10 protein-coding genes are annotated in these 12,099 nt (G+C 42.6%); 7 read left to right on the top strand and 3 right to left on the bottom strand.

Going from position 1 to position 12,099, the window contains the following annotated elements:
- Positions 1 to 29: 29 nt before the first annotated feature.
- Entirely contained in the window at positions 30 to 1,550 is a 1,521-nt protein-coding gene (gene glpD / locus QQK05_RS10265; protein ID WP_284298247.1) for a glycerol-3-phosphate dehydrogenase, read from the bottom strand.
- Between the two features lie 255 nt (positions 1,551 to 1,805).
- Between glpD and glpK the strand changes: the two genes are divergently transcribed.
- The 3 genes from glpK (at position 1,806) to galK (ending at position 5,616) form a co-directional block, all read left to right on the top strand.
- The gene (glpK, locus tag QQK05_RS10260) at positions 1,806 to 3,287 is read left to right on the top strand and encodes a glycerol kinase GlpK (RefSeq protein ID WP_284298245.1); all 1,482 of its coding nucleotides are present in this window, start codon (positions 1,806 to 1,808) and stop codon (positions 3,285 to 3,287) included.
- Positions 3,288 to 3,418: 131 nt separating this feature from the next.
- A complete protein-coding gene (locus QQK05_RS10255) occupies positions 3,419 to 4,462 on the top strand; it encodes a UDP-glucose--hexose-1-phosphate uridylyltransferase (RefSeq protein WP_284298243.1) in 1,044 nt (347 codons plus the stop codon).
- The gene (galK, locus tag QQK05_RS10250; protein WP_284298241.1) at positions 4,462 to 5,616 is read left to right on the top strand and encodes a galactokinase; all 1,155 of its coding nucleotides are present in this window, start codon (positions 4,462 to 4,464) and stop codon (positions 5,614 to 5,616) included. The genes QQK05_RS10255 and galK overlap by 1 nt, the downstream gene beginning before the upstream one ends.
- A gap of 77 nt (positions 5,617 to 5,693) precedes the next feature.
- Here galK and QQK05_RS10245 read toward each other — a convergent pair whose 3' ends face one another.
- Both QQK05_RS10245 and QQK05_RS10240 read right to left on the bottom strand, forming a co-directional pair.
- Positions 5,694 to 7,109 carry a DUF4397 domain-containing protein gene (locus tag QQK05_RS10245; RefSeq protein ID WP_284298239.1) on the bottom strand — a complete coding sequence of 472 codons (1,416 nt, stop codon included), beginning with the start codon at positions 7,107 to 7,109 and terminating at the stop codon, positions 5,694 to 5,696.
- An 85-nt stretch (positions 7,110 to 7,194) separates the two neighbouring features.
- A complete protein-coding gene (locus QQK05_RS10240; protein ID WP_284298237.1) occupies positions 7,195 to 8,094 on the bottom strand; it encodes a LysR family transcriptional regulator in 900 nt (299 codons plus the stop codon).
- A 118-nt stretch (positions 8,095 to 8,212) separates the two neighbouring features.
- Between QQK05_RS10240 and QQK05_RS10235 the strand changes: the two genes are divergently transcribed.
- From QQK05_RS10235 to QQK05_RS10220, 4 genes are read left to right on the top strand one after another with little or no spacing between them, the layout of a single operon-like run.
- Complete coding sequence (locus QQK05_RS10235) at positions 8,213 to 8,929, top strand: histidine phosphatase family protein (RefSeq protein WP_284298235.1); 717 nt, start codon at positions 8,213 to 8,215, stop codon at positions 8,927 to 8,929.
- Positions 8,930 to 8,948: 19 nt separating this feature from the next.
- Positions 8,949 to 9,719 (top strand): SDR family oxidoreductase, encoded by a 771-nt coding sequence (locus QQK05_RS10230; RefSeq protein WP_284298233.1) that lies wholly within the window; start codon positions 8,949 to 8,951, stop codon positions 9,717 to 9,719.
- A gap of 30 nt (positions 9,720 to 9,749) precedes the next feature.
- The gene (locus QQK05_RS10225; protein WP_284298231.1) at positions 9,750 to 10,856 is read left to right on the top strand and encodes an NADH:flavin oxidoreductase; all 1,107 of its coding nucleotides are present in this window, start codon (positions 9,750 to 9,752) and stop codon (positions 10,854 to 10,856) included.
- A 21-nt stretch (positions 10,857 to 10,877) separates the two neighbouring features.
- Positions 10,878 to 12,089, top strand: coding sequence for an acyl-CoA dehydrogenase family protein (locus QQK05_RS10220; RefSeq protein ID WP_284298228.1), 1,212 nt, complete (start codon positions 10,878 to 10,880; stop codon positions 12,087 to 12,089).
- The last annotated feature ends 10 nt before the right edge of the window (positions 12,090 to 12,099 follow it).

Raw genomic sequence — 12,099 nt, 5'->3', positions numbered from 1 at the left:
TAATTGTTATGTTGTGTTTTTAATTTTAATTAACCAACGGCATCTATTTTTTCTTTTCTTTGCTGTCGGTCGCTTAGGTAGTTTTCTAATATTTGTTTTTGTGTTGGTGTTAAAAACAGCCCTAATTTGGTTCTTCGCCAAATAATGTCTTCAACAGTTTTTGCCCATTCATGGGTTTTCAAATAATCCACTTCGACTTGGAATAGTCCGTGGCCAAAATCCATCCCCATATCTGCTAGACCCTGGCAGTTGGCCAAAATTTTGTGGCTGTATGTGCCATAGGTTTTCACCCAGCGTTTCGCTGTTACGGCAGGCAAATACGGATATTTTTCGGTCAGCTCTTCAAGCAGTAACGGTTGAGAGTAAAAATTACCGCCGGGCAACTTTGCATTGCGAGTTTTTGAGGTTGCCAATGGCGTAAAGAACGGTACCATTTTATCTACACAAGCCTCTGAGAGTTTGCGGTAAGTGGTTATTTTGCCACCGTACACAGTAAGTAGTGGGCTACCGCTACCATCCGTATTCAACTTAAAGGTGTAATCGCGCGTCACTTGTTGTGCATTACTTGACTCGTCGTCGAGCAACGGTCTAACGCCTGAATAAGTGTGCTTGATATCATTTTGGCTAATTTGATGATTAAAGTGTTCATTCGTAACTTCAATCAAATAGTCAATTTCGTCTTGGTTAATGGCGACGGATTTAGGGTCGCCTTGATAATCAACATCCGTTGTACCAACTAAATTAAAGTCATCTTCATAGGGTAAAACGAACACGATACGCTGGTCTTCATTTTGTAAAATGTAAGCATCGTCAGTATTGGTAAATCGCGGTACGATGACATGACTACCTTTGACCAAACGAATCTTATGTTCACTCTTGAAGTCACTGATTTTAGCAAGCGTTTTTTCAACCCATGGCCCAGCCGCATTAACGACAAGCTTGGCTTGAACGGTTGACTGTGAGTGGGTTGTTTGATCTTCAATCGTCACTAACCAGCTTTTATCTTGTCTCTCTAAACCGACAACTTTTGTTTGGGTTCGAATGTCGGCTCCTAGCTCTTTGGCAGCTAACGCATTCAATACCGTTAAACGTGCATCATCGACCCAGCCATCAGAATAGTTGAATCCTTTTTTGATGTGGGGCTTTAAGTCTGAATTTGGACCAAACTTGATACCTTTTGAGCCAGCAAGTGTTTGTCGCTTACTTAGGTTGTCATAAAGAAATAGACCTGCACGGATCATCCAAGCAGGTCTTAAATGTGGTCGGTGTGGTAGAACAAAGGTTAGTGGCCACATAATATGCGGCGCATTCTTTAATAGTACCTCGCGTTCAGCAAGTGCTTCTTTTACTAGACGGAACTCATAGTGTTCTAAATAACGTAAGCCGCCATGTATCAATTTTGAACTTGCCGAAGAGGTTGCACTGGCTAAATCATTCATCTCGCATAACATGACATTTAAGCCACGCGACGCCGCGTCGTGGGCAATTCCACAACCATTAATGCCGCCACCGATGACGAGTATATCTACAATTTCGTTTTTACTATTCATTTGTATATTAAAAGCCAGATACTTAATTTATACTTGTTATTTGTATGATAAATACAATAATATGATAAATATCATAGCTTGTTGTGTGTACAATTCAACTGTTTAAATGAAAATTGTGTAAAAAAAGTATTGCATTGCAAGTTAGAAGTGATGATTTAATAAACAGAAACCATAGATAAATGAGTGACCTTCAAGGGAAGCGTGCTACGTTTAATACATGAAAAGTATAACGATAAAGAAAAAAGGTTAATGTAGATGAAAGAGTATATTTTAGCGATAGATCAGGGGACGACTAGCTCACGCGCTATGCTATTTGATTGTTTGGGGAATGTTGTTGATAGTGAACAACAAGAATTCCCGCAGTATTACCCAGAAAATGGTTGGGTTGAGCATACTCCCGAAGAAATCTTAGCTTCTGTTTTATCTACTTGTCGTAAATTACTTGCCAAGCAAAATATTCAAGCGGGCCAAATAAAATCTCTCGGTATTACAAACCAACGCGAAACAACAATCGTTTGGGACACCGTCACTAAAAAGCCGATGTATAACGCGATTGTATGGCAAGACAGACGCACCAGTGATTACTGCCAAAGTCTTGTTGAGCAGGGTTATAGTGAAATGATCACTAAGAAAACGGGCTTATTGATTGATCCTTATTTCTCCGCAACGAAGCTCAAGTGGATTTTGGATAATGTTGAAGGTGCGAGGCAAAAAGCAGCGGCAGGTGAACTTGCCTTTGGTACGGTTGATACTTTTATTCTGTGGTATTTGACGGATGGCGACTCTCATTATACTGATGCGACTAATGCCTCTCGTACAATGCTGTTTAATATCCACGAGCAATGCTGGGACGAAGAGCTGTTAGCCTTATTTGATATACCAAGGAATATTCTTCCTGAAGTGTTGGATAGCTCTGCTGATTTTGGCGTCACCTCGGAAAACTTATTTGGGTTTAACATTCCGGTTCAGGGAATAGCAGGTGATCAACATGCTGCCTTATTTGGTCAGGCATGTTTTGATACCGGTAGTGTAAAAAGCACGTACGGAACAGGCTGTTTTGTCATGGTAAATACGGGCGATGACGCATTGCACTCTTCAAATAAGTTGCTATCAACAATCGCTTATCGATTAGATGGCAAAGTCACGTATGCGCTCGAAGGGAGTATCTTTGTCGCCGGTGCTGTAATCCAATGGTTGCGTGACGGTCTTGAACTCATATCTAAAGCAAGTGACTCAGAACGTCTTGCTATGGAAGCAAATCAATCTCATGGTGTCACTTTAATTCCCGCCTTTACTGGCTTGGGCGCTCCTTATTGGGATCCTGATGCACGAGGTGCAATATTAGGCTTAACTCGTGATACGGGTATAAAGGAAATCGTTAACGCGGCACTCCAATCCGTTTGTTTTCAAACTAAAGATTTGCTCCAAGCGATGGAAAAAGACGGTATTGATATTAAAGCGCTAAAAGTTGATGGCGGTATGACGAACAATCGATGGTTATTGCAATATTTAGCGAATAGTTTGCAAGTTGATGTTGAACAGCCTGCTTCTGCTGAAACAACCGCGCTAGGGGTAGCGTTTCTTGCAGGGTTGAAAGCGGGCGTTTTTGATTCGCTTGAGCATATTCAAAGTTTATGGCAGGCCAAAGCCGAATTTTCACCTCAAATAACATCATCAGAGGCTGACAAGCATTATCAAGGTTGGCTAGAGGCGGTCAGTCGAATACGTACTAATTAGGCACAAAAATTTAGCATAGGTTTATTTCTTGAAATCTATGCTTGTTTTGAATTTTTGTAAATAGTAGTATTTATATGATATATAATTTAAGTGTGCATAGCGCATCATAGTTGAAAGGTTAAGTAACCCAAATGCAGTTTGAACAGTCACCACATCGTCGTCGTAACCCATTAACTGGGCAGTGGGTGTTAGTTTCACCCCATAGAAATAACCGTCCATGGTTAGGTGCAAGTGAAAAAGCACAAGTAAAAGACAGTAAACGTTATGATGAAAGCTGTCCATTATGTCCAAACAACGAGCGGGCAAATGGCGTTAGTAACCCTGATTTCAAGCAGACTTTCGTTTTTAAAAACGACTTTGGTGCGATTAATGATATGCCTGCTGATGTTATCAATGAACAAGATACTGATGAGCTTTTTGTTGCACAGAGTGCAAGAGGGGAGTGTCGAGTTGTTTGTTACTCACCAAACCACGATGAAACTCTGCCTGAAATGTCAGTAGCAGCGATAGAAGCTGTCGTTGATTGTTGGCAAGAGCAATTTACTGAGCTAAGCCAAGATTATGCTTGTGTTCACATTTTTGAGAATAAAGGTCAAATTATGGGGTGCTCACAGCCGCATCCACATGGCCAAATTTGGGCACATGATTACCACTCAACAGAAATTGCGACTAAAAACGTTCACCTAAAAGCTTATTTAGATAAACACCAGTCAAATCTACTAGGTGATTATGTTGCCAAAGAACTGATTGCGAAAGACCGCGTTATCATCGATAACCCTCATTGGTTGGTCGTGGTGCCATTTTGGGCAGCTTGGCCATTCGAAACCTTGGTCGTTGCCAAAGATGATGTGACCAATATGTCGCAGCTTACGTCTGAGCAAAAGCAATGTTTAGCGAAAACATTACAAGAACTTACTATTCGTTATGACAACGTATTTAACTGTAGCTTCCCTTATTCAATGGGCTGGCATAACGCACCTAGCGATTTAGATGATGATAGTCATTGGCGATTACATGGCCATTTTTACCCGCCGTTACTGCGCAGTGCTACGGTTAAGAAACACATGGTCGGTTATGAAATGTTAGCGGAAAGTCAGCGAGACTTAACGGCTGAAAAAGCTGCTGATATTTTACGTGGTGTAAGTGATATTCATTATGCAAAGGAAACCTCATAATGACGGGTGTTACACAAATGAAAGCAACGTTTAACGCATTATTCAACCATGCCCCAACAGGTCATGTCAGTGCGCCCGGTAGGGTAAATTTGATTGGTGAATTTACCGATTATAATGAAGGTTTTGTACTGCCTACTGCAATTAATTTCCGAACTCAGGTACTTTATTCCGCACGACGCGACGACAAAGTATGTGTGTATTCAACGAATTACCCGAATGAAGTTGATGAATTTAGCCTGAGTGACGAAATCACCGTTGGTGACTGCCAATGGGGTAATTATATACGCGCGGTTGTGTATGTACTTAAGCGTGCAGGATACAAAGTAGGCGGATTAAACCTTTTAATAGAAAGCGACGTCCCTCAAGGTGCTGGTCTCTCGTCTTCAGCAGCGTTGGAAGTCTCTACTATTGGTGCATTTAATCAAGCATTTAGCTTGGCAATTAATGAGAAAGATATTGCACTGTTAGGTCAACAAGCTGAGAACGATTTCATGGATTGCCAGTGCGGTATTATGGATCAGTTGATTTCAGCAAAAGCTGAACAAGGTAATGCATTGCTAATAGATTGTCAGCAACTTGCTACAACAGCCATTTCTATCCCAGAGGACCTGTCGATTGTTATTGTTAATTCTAACTATCCGAGAAAGCTTGTAGATAGTGAATATAATCAGCGACGTTTAGATTGTGAAAATGCCGCGAGTAAAATGCAAGTCGACTCGTTACGTAAAGCGGATATGGCCATGCTTGAACAACATAAAGGCACTTTCACTGAGAACGAATACAAGCGTGCTCATCACGTGATTAGTGAAAATGAGCGCGTCGTTCAAGCGACTCAAGCATTGCGAAATAATGATATGTCATTGTTGATTGAGCTTATGGCGGCGTCTCACCAGTCGCTGCATCAAGACTTTGAAGTTACGGTACCGGCAACGCATGGCTTGGTGACGATTATTTCTCAAGCATTAGAAAACCGGGGCGCTGTGAGAATGACTGGCGGTGGATTTGGTGGTGCAGTTGTTTGCTTATGTCGAGCAAATGATGTTGAGGTAATCAAACAAGCGATTGAGGCTACTTATCACAAAGAATTTGGATTAATGGCAGATATTTATGTTTGTCAGGCTGATACAGGCCTTACGTATCATCAGCTTGTATAACATTTTTGAGGTTGGCTTCTAACTATTCCCTAGAAGTGTTTAAGGAGAGCATTCGCTCTCCTTTTTTTTAAGTTTATCTATTCGATGAACGCATCAGATAAAATTAAGTTTGCAGGCATTGCCATTGGGGCGTTAACAGCCGTTGCTGAATAAATCTTACCACCCATTAAGTCCAACATACCTGTGTCGATAGCTACCGTCTTAGTCCCGGTCGCCGTTACTTTCACGTTGTATTCACCAGGCGCAAGTGTCACAAACCCTGTAGATGCTTTGTAAGGTACATCACTAAATGCTGGATCGACATCGTCAATCATCCCGTCGGCTGTTACATAAATGTCGACATTGCCAACACTTGGGTGAGCGTGTGTTATACGTACTTTTGACTCAGTTGCTACTGCACGTACATTGTCTGCAAGCACATAGTACTCAAGGTCTGCCATATCCATTGCATCAAGTGTGCCTACTGCATTTACCGTGTACTTGTTGTTGTTCATTACAGTGAGATCTTCAGAAATCCCTGTCACTGAATTGTCTGCCGTCAAACGTGCGTCAACTGTGTAGGTACCCTCTGGTAAGTCGGCGTATCCTGTTACACCGCCAAATGGCGCGTTAGATAACGAATCTACTTTTCCGTCGTTAACAAATACATCTACGTTAGGGACGTCCGCCGCTGCGTGAATAACACGCACTTGTGCAGTCGTTCTATCGTCATAAATTGTTGAAGTACCTGCGCCGTCGTTAACCAATAATTTAACAGGTGAAGTCATCACTTCAGTGTTTGGAACAGCAGCGACAAAGAGGTCGGCACCAGCAGCCAGGTCAGGTAAAACAACATCATAGGCTACGGTGCCTTCCCCTGCCATACCAGCAGGGATTACTAAACGCACTCGGTATATTCCGGCTGCAACTTCAACTTGTCCAGTTGCTTCACCGTAAGCCAATGTGGCGAGTGCTGTTGTTAGGTCGTCGGTTGCACCAGTAACGTGTAGATCTACCGTTGGTGCGTTGGGCGCTGCATGTAACACTTGAATGCGGATATTGCCGTCAGCGACATCTGTTCTCGTGTTAGCGATTACTGCAGCTGCAAGATCATTAGAATCGTCATCGTCTTCCATCACGTAACCATGTGCAATTACGGTGTATTCCATGTCTGCACCGAGGTCTACGTCACCTAAGTCCAGTACGGTTGCGGTGCTCTCGTCAGGTAAAATGGCGTCGACACTTAACGCGTATGTACCCTCAGTTAAGGATAAGAAACCTGAGCCTACGCCGTAATCAACACCGCCAAGCCCTTCGATAATATCTGAGCCAGCTTTTACATTGACGAGAGGCGCATCCGCAGAGCCATGGATAACACGTACATATGATGTGCCTAGTTCGGGAGTTGGAGGCTCAGGAACGACAATATCGCGCACGTCGTCGTTATCGGAACCACAACCCATGATGACAGCGGCCATCGCCACTGGTACTATACTCTTAATGATCCTGTTCATTGTTTTACCTTTTGTAATGTTTGTTTTGCAAAGCTCATTACGGGGGCGATTCAATGAAAGGATCATTTTTTGACCAGTTTTGCGATTAAGCCCCTTCTTTTGTCGATAGAATCATCTTATTTCTTAACCATTTGTTCGCAGGATCTTTATCTACATTTCTATGCCAGTATAGATGTACATCGATATTGGGTAGGTTAACGGGAAGCTCGAAAATTTGAATGTCAAAAACTTTTTGATACAGCCGAGCGGCATTGCGGGGTAATGTTAGTATCAGGTCACTGTCAACGACGACACGACATGCGGACAATAAGTGTTGGCAGCGCAGTGCTATTTTACGTTGGAGGCCAAGTCGCCCTAGTTCAAAGTCCTCTATTCCTGGTCCTGTTGAACGAGACGAAACTAAGATGTGACTTAATTCTAAATAGTCCTCTATTGAAAGATTGCGGTCCAATAAGCTGTGACCTGTACGTGCAATAACAACGAGTTGATCTGATTCGAGTTGCGTGTGAATGATGTTATCACTGACAGGGAGCAAAATATCAATGGCTAAATCGAGATCGCCACTAGCCAGTTTCAGTTCGAGCTCTGTTCGTTTCGTTCTATTCGTTGCTAATGATAATTGAGGAGCCTCTACACTCAACTGCTTAATGAGAGGAGGCAGATAATATGCTTCCAATGAGCTGTGCAGTGAAATTGTGCATTGCTTTTTAGATGAGGCTGGTTCAAATGCCCTCGACTGTACGAACGATATTTCTAATTTTTGTAGCGCTTCACGAACTTCCTCGATTACATTTTTAGTTAGCGCTGTTGGTCGCATTTCATTGCCTTGGCGAATAAACAAGCGATCATCATAGTGATCACGTAATTTAGCAAGCGCGTGACTAACGGCTGGCTGTGAGAGATTGAGCGCGGCAGCAGCCTTAGAAATATTCCCTTCGCAATAAATTGCTTCAAATACGCGAAATAAATTCAAATCGACTTTCATAGGTATCTCTTAGTTATTCGTATAACGAATAGTAGGTTATGCAAATTATTCATTTGTTTAATTTGTATGACAATAATACGATGATTTCAAGGTTTTTAGCATCAAGTGATCGTAAGTAATGGCTGCGCTATATTTAATTCGACATGGGCAAGCGTCTTTTGGACAGGCAGACTATGATTTGCTGTCGAATAAAGGATGTGAGCAAGCCCTTGTGTTGGGGCAAAGCTGGCAAAAACACAAATCACCAACATCTTGTTATGCCGGAAGCTTACTTCGTCATGAGCAAACAAAACATCACTTCTATCGTGGGCTTGAGAAAGAGCCGCTAAATTTTATTTGCCACTCAGGTTTTAATGAGTTCAATCACCAAGACATTCTCGTTAAGTATCAGCCTCAATGGCGAAAATTTGATGAAATGGACAAGTACTTTGCTCAATTTCCCGCTCCCAAAAAAGCCTTAGCAATTGCCTTTGAAAGTGCTGTAGAACGCTGGATGTCTGGGGATTATGATGATGAGTACAAAGAATCATGGCCTAAATTTCAACACCGATGTATTCAAGCACTCGAGGATTTAATCAAACAACAAACCGCATTCAAAGGTACAAGCGAAGATCAAAGCCAAGAGATTGTAGTATTTACATCAGGTGGACCTATTACTGTCATTCTAAGTCACGTATTGGGATTAAGTCGTGCGCAAGGTCTTGCACTAAATCAGCAATTAAGAAATACATCGGTGACGAAATTATTATTCGATAAACAAAGAATAAGCGTCGATTTTTATAACAATTATAGTCATTTGTCTCAGCGCGATGCTGAGTTAATTACTTTTAGATAAACCAGCCAAAGAGGATGTTATGAGTAACCAAGCACTATTTGATTTAACTGGAAAAGTTGCGTTAGTTACTGGCGCAAGTCGTGGAATAGGGGAGTATATCGCCAAGACGTTAGCAAAAAGTGGTGCGACAGTGCTTGTATCGAGCCGAAAGATAGATGGTTGTCAGGCCGTCGTTGATGAGATTCTAGCAGACGGTGGTAAAGCGCATGCGATTCCATGCCATATTGGCGAGATGGAGCAAATAGAAACGCTATTTGAACAGATCAAAATTGAATTTGGACAGCTCGATATATTAGTCAACAACGCTGCAGCTAACCCATATTTTGGTCATATTTTGGAAACGGATTTGATGGCTTATCAAAAAACCGTCGACGTTAATATTCGAGGATACTTCTTCATGTCGAAACTCGGCGCTCAAATGATGAAAGAGCAGGGGGGCGGGGCGATCGTTAATGTTGCATCGGTCAACGGAGTTATCCCAGGCGACCTACAGGGTATCTACTCGATTACTAAAGCTGCTGTTATCTCGATGACTAAAGCATTTGCAAAAGAGTGCGCGCAATTCAACATTCGAGTTAATGCATTATTACCGGGTGCAACTGATACTAAGTTTGCATCTGCACTTGTTAAAAACCCAAAAATATTAGAGCAAGCCATGGCGCACGTACCTATGCGCCGTGTTGCACAACCTGAAGAAATGGCGGGCACCGTATTATATTTAGTGTCGGATGCTGCTTCATATACTACAGGTAGTTGTATCAACGTCGATGGTGGTTACCTTTTAGGTTAATTGTCGCTTCGGACTTATTGAGGAATTGTAATGAATACAGATAAATTATTTGAAACCGTCAATTTGGGTAATTTAAGCCTAAAAAACCGCACGGTAATGGCACCTATGACACGAACGTTTTCTCCAGAAAACATCCCGACGCCTGATGTAGCTGGCTATTATCGTCGTAGAGCTGAAGGCAATGTTGGCCTGATTATTACCGAAGGTACATGTATTAACCACGAAGGTGCACATGGCTACGATCGAGTCCCTAATTTCTATGGTGAAAAAGCACTAGCGGGTTGGAAAACAGTGGTGGATGAAGTGCACGCGGCAGGCGGCAAAATTGTTCCACAACTTTGGCACGTTGGTGCTGTAAGAAAGCCAGGTACAGGTCCTAACAAAGAAGCTCCGGCTTACTCACCTTCTGGCTTGTATAAGCCGGGCGCTGAAAATGGTGTAGCAATGAGTCAGGCTGATATTGACGAAGTAGTCGAAGCCTTTGCTCAAGCCGCTTTAGACGCAAAGAATGTTGGCTTCGATGGTATTGAAGTACATGGTGCCCATGGTTACTTAGTCGATCAGTTTTTCTGGGAAGGGACAAATCAGCGAGATGATAAATACGGTGGCTCTTTAGAGAAACGTTGTCAATTTGCTGTAGAGATTATTCAAGCCATTCGTCAAGCCGTTGGTGACGACTTCACGATAATTCTGCGTTTCTCTCAATGGAAACAACAAGATTATGATGCTCGCTTAGCACACACGCCAGCCGAGTTAGAAAAATTCTTAACGATTTTATCTGACGCTGGCGTTGATGTGTTTCATGCAAGTACACGTCGATTTTGGGTGCCTGAATTTGAAGGTTCTGATTTAAACCTTGCAGGCTGGACTAAGAAGCTAACCAATAAACCGGTGATCACCGTTGGTAGCGTCGGATTAGATACTGATTTCATTGGTGAAGGCATGAAAGATCTAAGCGGCACGTCTAATCCTACCGGCATCGAAGGATTACTTGAACGATTTGAGAAAGAAGAATTCGATTTAGTCGCAATCGGTCGTGCCTTACTAGTTGACCCTCAGTGGGTGAACAAAATTAAAGATAATAACTTGGATGATATTCAGCCATTCAATAAAAAAGCACTCGGTAGCCTAAGCTAATAACAACAAAGGGGCGAGACAATGAATTTTGAATACAGTGAAAAAGTACAAGCTCTGTTAGCTCAAGTAAAAGCGTTTATGGATGAGCATGTATATCCGAATGAAGCGCTAATGCACGAACAGATAGAGCAAGACCGTTGGTCCACTCCACCATTAATGGAGGAGCTGAAAGCGAAAGCTAGAGCTCAAGGGTTATGGAATCTATTTCTTCCTGTCAGTTATGGCGATTACAGCGCTGGTTTAACAAATTTAGAGTACGCCCCGTTAGCAGAAGAAATGGGTAAAGTGTTTTGGGCGCCGGAAGTGTTTAATTGTGCGGCACCTGATACTGGCAATATGGAAGTGCTTGCAAAATATGGTAATGAGGCGCAGAAAAAGCGTTGGTTAGAACCATTGCTAGCAGGCGAAATCCGTTCTGCTTTTGCCATGACTGAGCCTGAAGTTGCATCAAGTGATGCGACGAACATTGAGACCCGTATTGAACGTGATGGCGATGAGTATGTCATCAATGGTCGCAAATTTTACATCAGTGGTGCGTGTCGAAAACAATGTGAAATCATGATCGTGATGGGAAAAACAGACCCAGAAAACGCCAACCGATACATTCAGCAGTCTCAAATTTTAGTGCCAATGAATACGCCAGGTGTCAACGTTATTCGTCCCATGAAGGTTTTTGGTTACGAGGATGCTCCAGAAGGTCATGCGGAGATCGTCTTTGATAATGTGCGTGTACCTGCTGAGAATATAATTTTAGGCGAAGGCCGAGGTTTTGAGATTGCACAAGGGCGCTTAGGACCGGGCAGGATTCATCACTGTATGCGCTCTATTGGTGCTGCTCAACGTGCACTCGATATGATGTGTGAACGCGTCAATCAACGTATTGTTTTTGGCAGACCAATGATCAAGCAGCAATCGGTGAGAGAAGATATTGCAATGTCTGCGTGCCAAATAGAGCAAGCAAGATTAATGACGTTAAAAGCTGCGCAAAAAATGGATACGCACGGAAACAAAGCAGCGAAAGACCTGATCGCGATGATAAAGATTGTGGCACCTAACATGGCGCTCGATGTATTAGATCGTGCAATTCAAATACATGGTGCGGTAGGTGTATCGCAAGACACATTCTTGGCTCATATGTATGCTGGCCAGCGTACCTTGCGATTAGCTGACGGTCCTGATCAAGTGCATATGATGCAACTAGGTCGTGATTTGGCCAAGCGTTTTGAGTCGTAATTATAGGTAA

The organism is Thalassotalea loyana (assembly GCF_030161435.1).
Lineage (GTDB): Bacteria > Pseudomonadota > Gammaproteobacteria > Enterobacterales > Alteromonadaceae > Thalassotalea_G > Thalassotalea_G loyana.
This window is presented reverse-complemented; position numbering and strand designations above follow the sequence as displayed.